Below are 16,032 nucleotides of genomic sequence, written 5' to 3'. Positions count from 1 at the left end.
GCCTTGCGATCCGATGAATCCCCCTTCGATGGCAGTGTGCGCCGACTCCGTCCGCCCCACCCGGCAATCCGCAAACAAACCGCAGGGTCAATTACGCTCTGCCGGTGCGTGTTTCACGCGGTCGAGGCGGTCACCGCGCGGCCGGTGGTCGGTTACCCGATCAGAAACGATCCAGATCGTCGGCTCGGCGCTCTGTGCGCACAGGTGACAGCCTGAAGTTTCTTGCAGCCCTGACGTGTTCGACCTCGGGGACGAGGCCACATCCTCGCCCGAGCGGGAAATATCGAGTCAAATTTCGGCAATACGGGGTATTACATACTCGCTCAGTTTCTCGACAAACTCGACGGGATGTCGATCAGGCATGAGATCGAGCTCTGTGATGCCGATAGCGGCGTACTCGTCCGCTTCCTCGAGGAATTTATCGGCGTCATCGAGAACCGGATAGTGATATATGGCCGTCTTCCGGATGCCGTCGTAGTCGCGACCCTCCTTCTCACAAAGCGCCCGCAATACCCCGAGCTTGTGCGTCACCTCGGCGACATCCGAAGCGGCCAGATTGCACGCGTCCGCGTAACGCGCGACCAGCGGCAACGTCTTCCGTTCGCCGGTGCCGCCCACCATGATGGGTGGGTGCGGCCGGGTGACCGGACCCGGTACGCACAGAGTCTCGGCCAACTGGTAATGCTTTCCCTGGTACGGCCCATTGTTGTCGCTCCACATCTGGAGACAGATCTGCAATGCCTCCTCCAGCCGCTCGAAGCGCTCCGAAACAGGCACTACAGGAATGCCGAGCCCGCGTTGTTCGCGCTCGTACCACGAGGTGCCGAGACCGAGCTGCGCCCGCCCCGATGACAACACATCCAGCGTGGTCACAATTTTCGCCAGCAATCCCGGGTGCCGATGCACGACGCCGGTCACCATCACGCCCAACCGCATCCGTTCGGTCACCGCGGCGACATAGCCCAACGTGGTGTACCCCTCGAGCATCGGATCGTCCGCCGGTGCGCGATGCTCCATCTGGAAAAAGTGGTCCAACACCGTGAACTGCGCGAAACCCGCCTGCTCGGCCACCCGCGCGGTCTCGGCCAACGTGGGTGTGATCAGATCCGACGCCGCCGGGATCGCGAAGTTCCAGTAATGCAAACCCAATTCCATGTACTCCCCCTCCATCATCTGGTCGAACCGTTCCCTCCCAACTCGAGAGTGATGGTCGCGACCGGGAGGCGGCCCGTCGTCGAAGCGTACCTCAGCGTGCCGCCGCCACCCCCGGGGTTCCTGGTCCGGCGGTGATCGACGGCCGACGCAACGGGATGTCGCGGTCATCGCGAATCTCCCTGCGCGCCAGCGGATCAGAGCTACCTCGAGTTCACCGCGTACGGTGCCAGGTCGTCTTCGCGCGCACGCCGGGCCAATACCGCGATACCCGCGATCATCGGAACGCTGACGGCCAGCGAGACCCACCCGGTGCCCAATCCGAGGCCGTCCGCGCGCGATGACGCCAGCCAGTCGGTTACCGACGCCCCCAGCGGCCGGGTCACGATGTAGGCCGACCAGAACGCGGCGACCGCGCCCAGGCCGAGCCAGCGGTGGGCGAGTCCGGGGGCGATGAAGGCGACGGCGAACAGGATCGCGGACGGGAGGTATCCCAGGCGGAGCGTCGCCGCGGTGAGGTCACCGGCGACGGTGCCGAGCGCGAAGGTGATCATCACCGTGGCCCAGTAGAAGCTCTCGCGCCGACGGGTTGTGATGCTGTGGATCGACAGCGTGCCCTCGCTGCGGTACCACAGAAGGAGGGTTGCCGCGAGCAGCGCCGCGAAGGTGAGGGTCGAGGCGGGCAACGGGATTCCGACCACGAAGTCGACGATGTCGGCGGCCATCGTGCCCACGATGCTCACGGCCACCACGGCGGTCCAATAGGTCCACACCCGATACGCGGGGGCGCGGAGCTGCCGCCACAGGCAGACGATCAGCAGGACCGCTCCCCCGCCGACCGCCGCGACGGGCGGCACGGTGTTGACCAGGAAGTCGGAGAAGGTCTCTCCCATCCCCGTCGACAGGATCTTGATCGCCCAGAACAGCGCGGTGATCTCGGGAACCTTTGTCGCACGCGGCCGCGGCGGCGAAACGGCTTCTGCCTCATGGTGTGTCACGCGCGCAGGCTAACGACAAAACCCTGAACGAACGTTGTGAGCCAGAAGTTGCGCGATGACGCCCGATGTGCACACGCCTAGCCGGATTCCTGACGTGTCGTGTCGCGAAAGACGGCCAGGCACGCACTCAGCCACACCCCGCCCAGCGCCCACCCGCCCGCGATATCCGTCGGCCAGTGGACACCGAGGTAAAGCCGCGAAAGCCCCACGGCGACAACGAATGTCACGGCCACGGTGATCACCGCGACGCGAACGGCACGCCGTCGCACCCAGCACAGGCCGATACCGGTCACCACACCCACCACGACGATCGAGCCGAGGCTGTGCCCCGAGGGGAACGCCGGATTGGTCTCCACCACGAGATGGTCGGCCACCGGCGGCCGGGCTCGTCCGATCAGGTGTTTCGTCGAGACGACGAGCGCTCCGGCACCGGCCGTGGCGACCGCCACGGTCACGGCCGCGGCCCACTGCCGCCGCCACACCAGCAGCGCCCCGGCGAGGACGGCGAGGGTGAGCATCGCCGAGGTGCCACCCACGTCCGAGACCGCCTTCGCCGCCGTTGTCACTCCCGAACAGCGATGCGCGACAACCCAATTCAACACCGGCTCGTCGACGACGGTGGCGCCGGTGTGGCCGACCACGCTCACGATCAGCGCGGCCGCACACACCACGAGCAGTGCCCACCACACGCGTATCCGCCGCATCGCCGTCGCGACACGCGTCATCGGTGGTATCTCCCTCAGGGTGGTGGCGGATTCGTCGGTCATCGGGCCACCGTGGCAGAACCTCGCTGAGGACACGCTGAGAGCGTTCTAGCGGGGCAGGTCGATGGTCACCGTGGTGCCGTGCGGAGCGGCGTCGCCGAGCCGGATACGGCCGTCGTGGGCGGTGAGGATCTCGGCGACGATGGCCAGGCCGAGCCCGAAACCACCGGTGTCGCGGGCGCGGTCGGTCTGCACCCGGTAGAAGCGATCGAACACGCGGTCGCGGGCCTCGGTGGGGATGCCGGGGCCGTCGTCGGTGATGGTGAGGTGCGCGCTGTGCTCGTCGGCGGTCAACAAGATATCGATGCCGGTCTCGGCGAAGCGGGCGGCGTTGTCGAGGATGTTGCGCACGGCCCGCGAGATCTGGCGGGGATCGGCGGTGACGCGCACCGGGCGGGTCGTGCAGGTGACCCGCAGACCGGTGTCGCCGCGGATGCGGTCGGCCTCACCGGTGAGCAGATGGTCGAGGTCCACATCGGTGCGGCGCACGGGAAGTCCGTGTTCGTCGGCTTGCGCGAGGAGCAGCAGATCGTCGATGAGGTGTTGCATCCGCGCGGCCTCGGGCAGCAGGGTGTCGCGCACGAGCGCGGTGTCGAGCATGTCCGGGCGGGCCACGCCGAGCTCGAGGCCGGTGGTGATGGTCGTCAGCGGGCTGCGCAGTTCGTGGGAGGCGTCGGCGACGAAGCGGCGCTGGGCCGCGCGGCCCGCCTCGAGCCGGGCGAGCATGTCGTTCATCGTGTGCGCCAGCGCCGCGATCTCATCGCGCGGCACCGGCACCGGCACCCGCTCAGCCAGACCACTTCCGCCGATCGTGGCTACCCGGGCGCGGATCCGCTCGACCGAGCGCAGCGAACGCCCCGTCATCACATACGCGGTTCCGGCCGCGACCGCCACGATCAGCGGGCCGCCGATCGCCACGAGCGCGGCGACGAGTTCGACGGTGTCCTCGATCTCGTCGTCGTCCATCGCCACGATCACCGTGTACGGACCGTGCGCGGTGACGAAGGTGGCCGCGCTGAGCCGTGTTTCGCTGTCGTCGACGCCCGGCAGATCGTGCGCGACCGATCCGGCGGGTGGGCGCGCCGCGGTCAGCGGCCGCCCCGGACCCCGCACCACCGCCCCGCCCGCGTCGAGGATCTGCACCGCCGCGACACGGGCGTCGGTGGCCAGCACCGTGGGATCCAGTGCGGCGACCGGCTGGGCGTTCAACTGCTCACCGATCTGCTCGATCCGGGTGGTCGCGGCATCGTCGGACGTCGTGATCAGCGACCGGTAGAGCACCAGCGTCAGCGACACGGTGGCGACGATCAGGCTCGTCGCCACGACCACCGCCACGATCAACGCCGACCGCACCCGCAACCCCCACCGGCGCGGATGCCACGCGGATCGGATCCAGGGCACGGGACTCCTTCGGGAACGGGTGGCGACGGGTCCCGGAATCGGGCACCTCGGGACCATTCTGCTGGCCGCCGCCGGACACCCTCGGAGTCACCCCGACCGCGCCGATGCGATGTAATCGCGGAATGCGGATACTGCTGGTCGACGACGAGATCCGTTTCGCGCACACCCTGCGACGCGGGCTGGTCGCGGAGGGCTTCGTGGTCGAACTGGCCCACGACGGACCCACCGGCCTCGAACTGGCCACCACCCACCCGTTCGACGTGCTGATCCTCGACATCATGCTCCCCGGCCGCAACGGCTACGAGATCGTCCGGGACCTGCGGCGACGCCAGGTGTGGACGCCGGTGCTCATGCTCTCGGCCAAGGACGGCGAATACGACCAGGCCGACGCCTTCGATCTCGGCGCCGACGACTACCTCACCAAACCGTTCTCCTTCGTCGTCCTGCAAGCCCGCCTGCGCGCCCTCGCCCGCCGCGGCGCACCCGAACGCCCTCCGATCCTCACCGCCGGAGACCTCCGCCTGGACCCCGCCCAGCGACGGGTCATCCGAGGCGGCACCGTGCTGCGCCTCACCCCCCGCGAATACGGCGTCCTGGAATTCCTGATGCGCCACAAGAACACCGTCGTCACCAAAACCGAGATCCTGCAAGCGGTTTGGGACACGCACTACGACGGCGACGACAACGTCGTCGAGGTCTACATCGGATACCTGCGCCGCAAGATCGACGCCCCGTTCGGGACCACCACCATCCACACCGTGCGCGGCGTCGGCTACAGCCTGCACGATCCTGTGGGGTAACTCAGAACCGATTCAGATCGTCGGCGAATCGAACACTGCCCGAGAAGTGGGTCGTGATGGCCTGCCGGGCAGCTCCCTGCTCGGCCGCGGGGACCGCATTGTGGGTCAGGACAACGGATTTCACCTCGGCGCGCTGGGCGAGGCTGCCCACGTCCTCGGATGCGAGGTGGTCCAGGCGCATGTGGTTTTCGAACTGCGTTAATTCGGTGGCGGAGATGTCGGGGCGCTGGCCTCGGAGGCCGTCGACGGCGGTCGCGACGTCGGCGATCTCGCTGACGAGCAGATCGGCTCCCCTGGCGAGCTTTTCGACGTTCGCGCTGGGGCCGGTGTCCCCGGTGTACACGATGGACCGATCGGGGAGATCGAACCGGAACGCCAGGGACAGTTCACCCGCCGAGGCCGGATTGCCCGCGACCGACGCGTAGTGCGAATTGGCGGCGGCCGTGACGGGAATTCCTTCCACCGTGACGCGCTCTCCGTCGTGAATCTCGGTGACCGTCAATCCGTTCGACGGCGCGGCGCCCGCTCGGAGCCGCACATCGGCGGGGGCGAATCGGCCGACCGCGTCGAGCAGTGTGGTGACGAATGACGCGATGCCGGGGGGACCGTAGATCGTGAGCGGTTTGAACATACCCATCTGATATCGGCGACTGAGCACGCCGAACAGTCCGGCGACATGATCGAAATGCAGGTGGCTCACGAAAGCCGAACCGACCACGTTCAATCCGATGTCGACCTTCTCCAGCTGATCGACGATCCCGTCGCCCAGATCCACGAGGAGATGATGGTCGCCGGAACGCAGCAGATTCGCGGGCTGCGCTCGCCCGGTCTGCGCCGACGGCCCCGCCCCGGTGCCGAGGGTGATGAATTCCGACGGGCCGGTCGGGCGGGGCGGCGCGGCATGCTGATCGGAGCTGGCGCCGCACGCGGCGAGGACCGAACCGGACAGCGCGGCCAATCCGACGCCGCCCACCGCCCGGGTTAGGAGGCGACGCCGGTCCAGATCGGGAACGTGTATCGACATGGGTTTCCCGTTCCTGTCAGCGATCCGGGTACAGGACCACCCGGCCCACGAGGTCGGTGGCGGTCTCCAATAAGGTGTGGGCGTCGGCGGCCCGCGAGAGCGGGAACCGGGCGGCCACGGTGATGCCGATCAGCCCGCGGGCCAACAGATCGAGCACGATGAGCGCGTCCTGATGCCTGGCCCCGCGTACCCCGACCGCGGTCATCTCCAGCCGCGTGAAATCGTGCATCGACAGGGGAAACGCCCCGCCGCCGCGCTGGGCTCCGGCCGCCGGGCAGATGCGCCCGCCCAGGGCCAGGCTGTCGACGGCGAACCGGAACAGCTCGGCGTTTCCGGTGTAGTCGACCGCGTGGTCGACACCCCGCCCGCCGCTCCACTCCCGGACCCGCCGGACCGCCGCCTCGAGATCGTCGGTGACGACGACCTCCTCCGCGCCGAGCGCGTGCAGCGCGGCGGCCTTCTCCGGGTGTCGCGTCGTGGCCGCGACCCGGGCGCCCGCCAGCCGGGCGAGCCGAATCGTCGCCTCCCCCATGCCACCCGACGCCCCGCACACCAGAACCGTCTGTCCCAGCGCCACATTCAGGCGATCCCGGACCACCCGATGGGAGGTCGCGTAGGGCCACAACGTCACCGCCGCCTGTTCGAGATCCACGTGCTCGGGCAGCGGCAACCACAGGTACTGATCGCGCACCAGGTACTGCGCGTACGAGCCCAGCCCCGCGTGACCGGGGATATCGATACCGGTGGAGAGATTGCCCAGACCCCGGTAGGTCTCCTCCGCGCGGGGATTCTCCGGATGCACGACGCCCACGACCGGCTGTCCGGGCCGCAGGGTCGTGACCTGCGACCCGACCGCCACCACCGTCCCCGACGCCTCCCGCCCCAGCTGCTGCGGCAGGGGCAGCGCGCGCCGCCCGGGTAGCTGAACACCCTGCACCTCACCGGTCCGGTAGCGCAGATCCCACCCCGAGACCGACGCCGAATGCACCGCGACGAGCACATCGGTCGGACCGACCGGATCGAGGGGATACTCGTCGTAGATCAGGCGCTCGGGTCCGCCGTGTTCGAAGATCCGCACCGCCTTCGTCGTCCTCATGTGATCCCCCTCGTCATCGCCTACGCCACGCCGCCGTGGGCGGCTGGGATCACAGTGCAGGACGTCGGCCCCGTCCCGAAAGAGCGATCCTGATGGACAGGACCGCACTGGCGTGTCGCGGCTCCGGCTGCTCGAAGCGCGCGGCGACGCCCCGGAGGGCAACAATGCGCTCGTCGAGTTCCCTTGGGACACAACCACATCCGCCGGAGAACGCGGCGGACGTCCGTCAGGTGAGGTGCGGGGCGATCATGACGTGCACGGCGTCCTCGCCCGGGACGCGTCCGGCGAGGGTTTCGACGGCGGTGGCGACCTCGTCGAGGCCGAAGGTGTGGGTGTGCAGCCGCTCGAGCGGGTACTTGCGGGATTCGATCAGGCGCAGCGCGGGTTCGAACGCCCGAATGTCCTGGGACCACAAGCCTTTCAGGGTCAGCTCCTTGGCGACGATCTTGTCCGGCACCAGACCCGCCACCGTGGCGCCCGACCCCTTCACCCCGGCCAGCACGATCGTGGCGCCGGGCTTCGCGATCTCGACCGCGTCCACGATCGGCCGCGTCGATACTGCGGTCACGTCCACCACGACGTCCGCGCCTGTCCCACCGGTGAATTCGGCGACCGCGGCGACGGTGTCGTCCTCGTCCGCGACGATGGTGTGATCGGCGCCGAACTGCCGCGCGAGGTCGAGTTTGTGCGCGTCCTTCGCCAGACCGGTGACGATGATCCGCCCGGCGCCCGCCTCGCGGGCGGCGACGACGCCGGTCAGACCGCGCTGCCCGCAGCCGAGCACGACCACCGTGTCCCCGGCCTTGAGCCCGGAATCGTGTGCGGCCCAACGGATTCCGGCGGCCATGGGCTGATACATGGCCGCGAGTTCGAGCGGCAGATCGGCGCTGAGACGGTGCACCACCGTGCGCGGCTCGAGGTACATGTATTCGGCGTACCCGCCCCACAACCCGGGCGCGACGGCGGTCGGCAGGTAGCCGTACGCGTTCAGCGCGGCCCCGGGCCGCACGCTGCGGCAGCGGCGGTAGTCCCCGACCAGGCAGGCGCGGCAGTACCCGCACCCGAGGACGGGCTCGACGGCGACCCGGTCGCCCGCGCGCACGCCCCAGCGCCGCGCGGCCTCGGAACCGATCTCGGCGATCGTGCCGACCGGCTCGTGGCCGGGAATGAGCGGGTAGCCGACGCCCAACGCGGCGAACCCGCCGTCGTACTGCTCGACGTCGCTGCCGCACATCCCGCACGCGTCCACCCGCAGCAGCGCCGCGTCCGGCCCGATCACGGGCAGGTCGAATTCCTCGATCTCGTATCGGCGATCGGCGACCTGCACCGCCGCGCGCGCCTTCGTTCCCATATCAGATCCTCGGCAGTTCGTCGTTCAGCAGTCGTCGCCGACCGGATCCGGTGACGAAATCGTCGGCGCCGCGCGCCCCCTGTTCGAAGGCTCCGCTGGCCACGCTCGACAGTGCCCACGGCGCGAGCACCGTCGAACCGCTCCAGTCGTGGATCATCTGCCGGTAGGCGATCCGCCAGCTGCCGTCGCGACATTCGACCCGATCGACGTATCGGCCGCAGAAGACGTTGATCTCGGCACTGCCAGTTTGCTTCTGGAACGTCAGCACGATCGCCTCGGAGAACGCGACATCGCCGTCGACCTCGACGAGGTGGTTGGTGACCGCGTGCGTCGTCCACTCCGTCCCCGCCAGCTTCGAGGCGACGATCCGGTCGGCGAATTCCCACGCCGGTCCCGCGTCGGCCCCGTGATTGTCGTAGGCGTCGGGCCAGAACGCCTGTTTCACCAATTCGGCGTCGCACCTGTCGATTCCGCGACAGTACGTCAGCAGGAGATCCGCGACGGCCTGCTTGGCCGACAGTTCCGCCAGTCTGCTCTCATCGACCATTGTCCGCTCCGATCGGTCGTGGCGACAGTTCCGCTCCGACGTACCCGGCGGTCCAGCCGCCGTCGACGGGTACGACGGTTCCATTGACGAAGTCGGAGGCCGCGCTGCTGAGAAACACCACGGGCGAGGCGATTTCGTCGGGGCGACACCAGCGGCCCATGGGAGTGTTCGCCCGGATCGAAGCCGTCATCTCGTCCGATTCGAAGAAGGACGAGGTCATCGGCGTCTCCACCACGCCGGGCGCGACGGCGTTGCACCAGATTCCGCGCCCGCCGCATTCCACCGCGGTCACCTTGGTGAGCATGATCAGCCCGGCCTTCGCCGCGCTGTAGGCCGCCCGATCGCGAAAGGCCGCGAGCCCGGCCATCGACGCGATATTGACGATCTTCCCCCGGCCCTGCTCGATCATGCCGGGAATCGCCGCCCGGGACAGGACGAACGGCGCGACGAGATCCACCTCCAGCGTGTGCCGCCAGACCGCGGGCTCGATGTCGAGCATCGGCGCGATCTGCCGCGCGCCCGCGTTGTTCACCAGAATGTCCAACCGGCCGAATCGTTTTCGCACGCGCGCCGGGAGCGCCTCGGTCTGCGCGTCGTCGGTGAGATCCGCCGGGAAGATCTCGACCTCGTCGCCGAGTTCGGCGGCCGTGCGCTCCAGGGCCCGCGCGTCGATATCGGTCAGCGCCACCACGGCCCCCGCGGCACGCAGGGCCCGGCAGATCGCGCCGCCGATGGCACCCGCCGCGCCCGTCACGAGGGCGACCTCTCCGTCGAAATCCGCCACGCCTGCCCGCCTTTCACCGCGTGCAACCTAGAGCACTATAGATAGTATACGAAATACCGTCAGGTCAAGCGCCGACCTTGATCGCCTGCCCGGTGACGTTCCGGCTCGCCGCCGAGGCGAGGAACAAGATCACATCCGCCACCTCGTCCGGCTCGCCGTCCCGATCGAACGACCGCTTGGAGCGGTAGGCGTCGACGTACTCCGGGGCGACGCCCGCGGTGAGCCGTTCGTTCCAGATCAGGCCCGGCACAACGGCATTCGCGCGAATTCCGCACGCCGCGCCCTCGACGGCGAGGGCCCGGGTCAGGCCGAGCACACCCGCCTTGGCCGACGCGTAGGCCACCTCGCCGAACGGCGCGGGCGACTCCGACGCGAGCGAGGAGACATTGACGATCGCGGGCGCGCCCGAGCGCCGAAGCAGCGGCCAGGCGGCGCGGGCGTGGAGGAAGTGCGAGGTCAGCGAGGTGTGCAGCACGGTGTCCCAGCTCTCGCGTGTGGTCTGCGGGAACGGCGAGAGCTGGTTCAGCCCCACGCTGTTGATGAGCACATCGAGGCGGCCGTAGGTCTCGGCCACGCGCGTGAACAGCTCGTTCACCTGGTCTTCGTCGGCGGCGTCGACCACGCTGGCCGAGACCCGCTCGGCGGGATACTCCTCCCGCAGCCGCGCGTGAAAGCCGTTCAGCCGCTTCGGGTTACGGTCGGTGATCACCACCGTGGCGCCCTCGGCGAGCAGTCGACGGGCGACCGCGGCGCCGATCCCGGCGCCCGCTGCCGCGTTCACCAGGGCGATGGTCTCGTCGAAACGGTTCGTCACAGTGTCGCCTCCGCGGGTTCCTCGACAGCGCTGCCGAGCCGGTAATCGGACAGGTCGGCCTCCTTGGTCAGCCGCCACCAATCGACGACCCGCCACGGATTGGCGACCACCACCCGACCGCGGGAGTTGCGGTAGTAGGTGGAGAAGCCCGGATGACTCCAGATCATCCGTTCGTGGGCGGCGTCGACCGCGTCGTTGTAGGCGTCGTTGACCTCGGGTCGGCATTCGGCGACCGTCGCGCCCGCGGCGAACATCTTCGCCAAAAGGCTTGTGATGTACCGCATTTGGCATTCCAGATAGAAGATCAGACTGCCGCCGTGCCCGGCCTGGGTGTTGGGGCCGTAGAGCGCGAACAGATTCGGGAAGTCCGGCACCGTGGTGCCGAGATAGGCGCGGGCGTCGTCGGCGCCCCACACCTCTCGCAGCGTGCGCCCCGACCGCCCGGTCAGCTCGAACGACGACAGGAAGTTCACCACGTCGAAACCGGTGGCGAAGACGATCACATCGAGGTCGACGACCCGGCCGGACCCCACCCGGATCCCGTCGGCGGTGATCTCGGTGATGGAGTCGGTGACCAGTTCGACATCGTCGCGGCGCAATGTCCGGTACCAGCCGTTGTCGAGCAGGATGCGCTTGCCGAACGGCGGGTAGGTCGGGGTGACCCGCTCGATCAGATCCGGACGCCCCGCGAGCTGGGATTCGAGGTAGCGGGTGAAGAACCGGCGATGCCCGTCGTTGATCGCGTTGATCGACCGCTCGGGATGCGGCCAGTCCGGATCCTTCTGGAAGGACTCGTAGAGGGTGTCGTTGAGCACCCACGCCAACCGTTGCCGATACCACGACCGATACAGCGGCACCTCCCGCAACAGGAACCGCACCGACTCCGGCACCGCCGCGCGGAACTTCTCGAACGGCGCGACCCAGTGCGCGGAACGCTGGAACACCGTCAAGCTTTGGGCGGTTTCGGCGATGGCGGGCACGACCTGCATCGCGCTCGCGCCGTTGCCGATCACACCGACCCGCTTACCCGCCAGATCCAGACCCTCCGGCCACCGCGCGGTATGGCACCACTGCCCCGCGAACCGGTCCAGGCCCGGAATGTCGGGAAGTTTGGGTCGGCCGAACGCGCCCACGCCGCTGATGACGATGTTCGCCCGCAACTCCGCCCGGGTGCCGTCGGCGGCCACGGTCTCCACCGTCCAGAGCCGCGCGCCCTCGTCCCAGCGCGCCGCGGTCACCTCGGTGGAGAACCTGATGGCGTCCCGGATATCCCAATCGGTGGTGACCCGCTCGAGATACGCGTGGATCTCGTCGCGGCTGGCGTAGTAGTGCGGCCAATCGAAATCGACCGTCGAGAACGAGTACAGATGACTCGGCACGTCGACGCCGCAGCCGGGATACCGGTTGTGCCACCAGGTCCCGCCGACGCGCGGCCCGCGCTCGAGCACGGTGCAGTCGACGCCGATCTCCCGAAGCCGGTGCGCGGCAAGCATTCCGGAGATCCCGGCGCCGATCACGATGGCGGAGAATCCGGGCGGCGCGGCGGGGACGTCGCGCGCCCGGGTCGTCGCGCCGAGGGCGGCGTGCAGATCGTCGGCGATCATCGGCCCATACTCCGGCGGCACCGGCTCGCCGATCGAGACCGACAACATGTCGGTCAGCAACCGCTCGTCCGGTTCGGGCAGCGCCACGGGCTGTCCGGCGTGCCACCGGGAGATGGCCGCGGCGGCGGCCGAGCGGATCTCGTCCTGCACGGATTCGGGCAGGCCGCCGGAATCGTTCTCGTCCAGACCGCGGCCGCGGGTGGGCCGGTACGGATCGGCCAGCCAGCGGCGGTCGCCGGTCAGGTGCACCAACACCATGAGCAGGGTCGGGACATTGGCCTCGCGCACCGCGTCACGAACGAGCGCGTCGTACGCCTCGCGGCCGAGTGCGCTGGAATCGCGCGTCATGGGAACTCTTCTCCTCGAAATCGGTTCTAGCCGTTGACCGATCGATCCCGCCCAGCCCAGAACCGTTGCCGCAGTTCGCGTCTGAGGATCTTGCCGGTCCCGGTCTTCGGCAGTTCGGCGACGAACTCGACCGAGCGGGGGCGCTTGTAGGCGGCGATGGCGGCCAGGCAGGCGGCGTCGACCTGTTCGGCGGTGACCTCGTATCCGTCGCGCACCGCGATCACCGCGTGCACGGTCTCGCCCCACCGCTCGTCCGGGATGCCGACCACCGCGACCTCGGACACCCCGGGCAGCGTGTAGATCGCGTTCTCGACCTCGGTCGGGTAGACGTTGAACCCGCCCGAGACGATCATGTCCTTCTTGCGATCGACCACGTGCAGGAAGCCGTCCGACATCCGCCCGATGTCACCGGTCGCGATCCAGCCGCCGTCGAGGATCGTCGCGGCGGTCTCCTCGGGCAGATTCCAGTAGCCCGCCATGGCGGCGTCGCCGCGCACCTGGATCTCCCCCGGTTCGCCGGGCGCGGCCGGTTCGTCCTCGGCGGCCATGAGCCGAATCTCCACGAACGGGCTCACCCGGCCCGCCGACGCCAGCCGCTCGGGCACCCCGCCCTCGGGATCGAACAGATGATCCGGCTGGGAAAGCCACGTGTTGTACGGCATTTCGGTCAACCCGTAGGACTGCACGAACACCGGGCCGAACGCTCGGATCGCGCGCGCCAGGCGATCCGGCGCGATCGGCGACCCGCCGTAGAGCACGGTGTGCACGCGGGAGAAGTCGTGCGCCACGCTCTCCAGCGCGGGCAGCAGCATATTGATCATGGTCGGAACCAGCGGCAGCACCGTGGCCCGGTGCGCGGTGACGACATCGATGTACTCGGCGGGATCGAACCGCCCCAACGCCAGATGCCGGGCGCCGCGCAGGAAGTAGGCCATCATGGCGTAGCCGCTGAGATGGGTCAGCGGCGCGACGTGCACGAGCACATCCGAACTGCTCGCCCCCGGCACCTCCACCAGGATGTTGCGCAGGATCGCGAGCAGGCTGCGATGGGTGTGCATGACGCCCTTCGGCCTGCCGCTGGTTCCGGAGGTGTAGGGCATCCAGGCCAGATCGTCGGGGCGGATCTCGACATCGTCCGCCTCGTCCTCCGCGAACAGCGAACCGAACGGCACTCCGCCGGGAACCGGCGGGTCGTCCAGAGTCACGACGACACCGTCGAAGGGGTCCAGCGCGGTGGCCACATCCGCCGCCCGCTCGCCGTCGACGATGACGACGCGCGCGCCCGCGTCGCGGACGATCTCGGCCACCTCGACGGGATGCAGGCGATAGCTCAGGGCCACCCGCACGAAGCCGCCGATCGCCAGCGCGTGATCGATGGTGAAGCATTCCGACCGATTCCCGGTCAGCACGACGACCCGATCACCCTTCCCCGCACCGAGCGCGCGGAGACCGGACACCAGCCGACGCGCCCGCGAGCCCAGCTCGCGATAGGTCACCGTCTCCCCCGACGTCTCCACGACCGCGGGAAGATCCGCGTAGTCGAGGTATCCACGCCGGAGCACCGACGCGACGGTCGGGCCCGCCTCGGGGCGATCGATGGTGTCCACGCTGACTTCCCTTCGTGAGTGGAATCATATTTAGTATACAGAATCCTATGCACGCCGAGAAGTCGGGATACCGTAGTCGATATACTGGATCCCCCGACCGCGCGGGAGCCTCGCGGTCCCACCGAACCACCGCGTGGAGGTACCCCGGTCCCATGGCAGACGACGACACCGCCCCGCCGCGGACCGTGACGCTTCCCGCCAGCCTGAAACAGGTTGCCATGGACGAGATTCGGCGCCGGATCTTCGCCCGCGAACTGAAGGCGGGAGCCAGGATCGATCCCGACGCCCTCGGCGCGGAACTCGGCATGAGCAAGATCCCCGTCCGCGAGGCCCTGTCCGCCCTCGTCGGGGAGGGCATCGTCGAACTGATCCCCCGGCGCGGCGCGTTCGTCGTCCCGCTGTCCAAACGCGATGTCGAGGACCACTACTGGATGCTCGCGGTCATCTCCGGCCGCGCGGCCGAACGCGCGGCCGAAACCCTCTCCGAGTCGGCCCTGGCCGAACTCGAGACCCTCGCCGACGCCATGGAACACGCCACCACCGAGCGGCAACGCGACCAGGCGGCCTTCCGCTTCCACAGCCTGATCAACCACGCCGCCCAGTCCCCCCGCATGACCACCGTCCTGCGCATGCTCGGCACCCCCCTCCCCCTGGGCCTCTACGAATCCCACGCCCGACTGGCCGCCGACGCCGACACCGAACACCGAGAGTTGTTGTCCGCCTTGCGATCCCGCTCCCCCGCCGCAGCCCGCCGAGCGATGGAACACCACTTCATGGCGGGCGCCGAGGCCTCCATCCGCGCACTGGAGGCCCAGGGTTTCTGGGACGAGAGCCCTAGCTGACCTCGGCGGCGCGGCGCAGCGTCGCGGCGCTGGTGATCTCCGAGCCCCCGGCGCGCAGTTCCGCCCAGTCCGACGGGTCGTGGCTGATCCAGATCGTGGTTCCGGGCTGGGTGGCCAGCAGTTTGATCTTCTGCAGGGCGCTGTTCTTGTTCGGGCGGTCGACATCGAACGGCATGCCGATGGTCAGGTCTATGTTGTCCCACTTGTGGGCGGCGTCGCTGGTGAGGACGAGCGTGCTCTCGTCGGGCATGCGCAGTTTCAGACCCAGCGTGCCGGGGGTGTGCCCGTGCAGCGACAGCAGGGTGACGCTGCCGTCGCCGAACAGGTCGTGGTCGTAGCCCGCGGGCACCTCGTTCCAGGCGATCCGCTGCGCCGCCGCGATGTCGTCCTCCCGGAAGAAGGCGGCATCCAGGTTCGAGGGGGTCCTGGCGTAGCGCAGCTCGCCCGCACCGATGAAGCCCTGCGCGTGCGGGAACAGATCGAGTCCACCGGTGTGGTCGAAGTGCATGTGCGACAACACGATTCGGCGGACATCGCGGACGGTGTAACCGAGGGCCTCGATCTGCCGGTCGAGCCGGTACGCCTCGGGGAACTCGATCCGGAACGCCGCCGCCATCTCCCCGTAGGCCGCGGCCGGATCGCCCGCCCCGAGGGTGGCCAACCCGGAGTCGAAGACCAGCAGCCCCTCGTCGTGCTCGATCAGGAACGTCGGCGACGGAATGGTCTCCTGCGCACCGCCGGTGCCGAGCATGAGGATGCCGCAGTCGACGGTGAGCGTCGGGGCGTCCAGCGCCCAGACCCGTCGGACGGACTTCGATGCTGCCATGGGACTCCAATGTCGTGCCAGGGACGCGAGACCACCGCAGGCGGCGGTCTAAGCATTAAATATTATGCACTGAC

Annotated in this window: 15 protein-coding genes; 2 read left to right on the top strand and 13 right to left on the bottom strand. The window is 68.8% G+C overall.

Going from position 1 to position 16,032, the window contains the following annotated elements; genetic code table 11:
- Positions 1–288: 288 nt before the first annotated feature.
- From ACWDSJ_RS01930 to ACWDSJ_RS01915, 4 genes are all read right to left on the bottom strand, one after another.
- On the bottom strand, positions 289–1,155 hold the full coding sequence (locus ACWDSJ_RS01930; RefSeq protein ID WP_450029017.1) for an LLM class F420-dependent oxidoreductase: 867 nt from the start codon (positions 1,153–1,155) through the stop codon (positions 289–291).
- A gap of 200 nt (positions 1,156–1,355) precedes the next feature.
- Positions 1,356–2,150, bottom strand: a complete 795-nt coding sequence (locus ACWDSJ_RS01925) for a COG4705 family protein (protein WP_450028794.1) — start codon at positions 2,148–2,150, stop codon at positions 1,356–1,358.
- A 77-nt stretch (positions 2,151–2,227) separates the two neighbouring features.
- Positions 2,228–2,917: a phosphatase PAP2 family protein gene (locus ACWDSJ_RS01920; RefSeq protein WP_450028793.1), complete on the bottom strand. Its 690-nt coding sequence runs from the start codon at positions 2,915–2,917 to the stop codon at positions 2,228–2,230.
- A gap of 45 nt (positions 2,918–2,962) precedes the next feature.
- Positions 2,963–4,315, bottom strand: coding sequence for an ATP-binding protein (locus ACWDSJ_RS01915; protein ID WP_450028792.1), 1,353 nt, complete (start codon positions 4,313–4,315; stop codon positions 2,963–2,965).
- 122 nt (positions 4,316–4,437) lie between these two features.
- On the opposite strand from ACWDSJ_RS01915, the gene ACWDSJ_RS01910 reads away from it, so the two are divergent.
- On the top strand, positions 4,438–5,115 hold the full coding sequence (locus ACWDSJ_RS01910; RefSeq protein ID WP_450028791.1) for a response regulator transcription factor: 678 nt from the start codon (positions 4,438–4,440) through the stop codon (positions 5,113–5,115).
- A 1-nt stretch (position 5,116) separates the two neighbouring features.
- On the opposite strand, the gene ACWDSJ_RS01905 is transcribed toward ACWDSJ_RS01910, so the two are convergent.
- From ACWDSJ_RS01905 to ACWDSJ_RS01870, 8 genes are all read right to left on the bottom strand, one after another.
- Positions 5,117–6,139, bottom strand: a complete 1,023-nt coding sequence (locus ACWDSJ_RS01905; protein ID WP_450028790.1) for an MBL fold metallo-hydrolase — start codon at positions 6,137–6,139, stop codon at positions 5,117–5,119.
- Between the two features lie 16 nt (positions 6,140–6,155).
- Positions 6,156–7,235, bottom strand: coding sequence for a quinone oxidoreductase family protein (locus ACWDSJ_RS01900; RefSeq protein WP_450028789.1), 1,080 nt, complete (start codon positions 7,233–7,235; stop codon positions 6,156–6,158).
- Positions 7,236–7,461: 226 nt separating this feature from the next.
- The gene (locus ACWDSJ_RS01895) at positions 7,462–8,586 is read right to left on the bottom strand and encodes a zinc-dependent alcohol dehydrogenase (RefSeq protein ID WP_450028788.1); all 1,125 of its coding nucleotides are present in this window, start codon (positions 8,584–8,586) and stop codon (positions 7,462–7,464) included.
- 1 nt (position 8,587) lies between these two features.
- A complete protein-coding gene (locus ACWDSJ_RS01890) occupies positions 8,588–9,133 on the bottom strand; it encodes a nuclear transport factor 2 family protein (protein ID WP_450028787.1) in 546 nt (181 codons plus the stop codon).
- Positions 9,123–9,917, bottom strand: a complete 795-nt coding sequence (locus ACWDSJ_RS01885) for an SDR family NAD(P)-dependent oxidoreductase (RefSeq protein WP_450028786.1) — start codon at positions 9,915–9,917, stop codon at positions 9,123–9,125. The genes ACWDSJ_RS01890 and ACWDSJ_RS01885 overlap by 11 nt, the downstream gene beginning before the upstream one ends.
- A gap of 64 nt (positions 9,918–9,981) precedes the next feature.
- Positions 9,982–10,731, bottom strand: coding sequence for an SDR family NAD(P)-dependent oxidoreductase (locus ACWDSJ_RS01880; protein WP_450028785.1), 750 nt, complete (start codon positions 10,729–10,731; stop codon positions 9,982–9,984).
- Positions 10,728–12,683: a flavin-containing monooxygenase gene (locus tag ACWDSJ_RS01875; RefSeq protein ID WP_450028784.1), complete on the bottom strand. Its 1,956-nt coding sequence runs from the start codon at positions 12,681–12,683 to the stop codon at positions 10,728–10,730. Before ACWDSJ_RS01875 ends, ACWDSJ_RS01880 begins: the two co-directional genes overlap by 4 nt.
- A gap of 26 nt (positions 12,684–12,709) precedes the next feature.
- Positions 12,710–14,290 (bottom strand): AMP-binding protein, encoded by a 1,581-nt coding sequence (locus ACWDSJ_RS01870; protein WP_450028783.1) that lies wholly within the window; start codon positions 14,288–14,290, stop codon positions 12,710–12,712.
- A 152-nt stretch (positions 14,291–14,442) separates the two neighbouring features.
- On the opposite strand from ACWDSJ_RS01870, the gene ACWDSJ_RS01865 reads away from it, so the two are divergent.
- Entirely contained in the window at positions 14,443–15,132 is a 690-nt protein-coding gene (locus ACWDSJ_RS01865; RefSeq protein ID WP_450028782.1) for a GntR family transcriptional regulator, read from the top strand.
- Here ACWDSJ_RS01865 and ACWDSJ_RS01860 read toward each other — a convergent pair.
- Positions 15,125–15,958 carry an N-acyl homoserine lactonase family protein gene (locus tag ACWDSJ_RS01860; protein WP_450028781.1) on the bottom strand — a complete coding sequence of 278 codons (834 nt, stop codon included), beginning with the start codon at positions 15,956–15,958 and terminating at the stop codon, positions 15,125–15,127. The genes ACWDSJ_RS01865 and ACWDSJ_RS01860 overlap by 8 nt on opposite strands.
- Positions 15,959–16,032 lie beyond the last annotated feature (74 nt).

The sequence above is a fragment of the Nocardia sp. NPDC003482 genome (assembly GCF_053588115.1).
The sequence above is the reverse complement of the archived record's forward strand: the minus strand, read 5'-3'. Positions and strand labels throughout refer to the sequence as shown.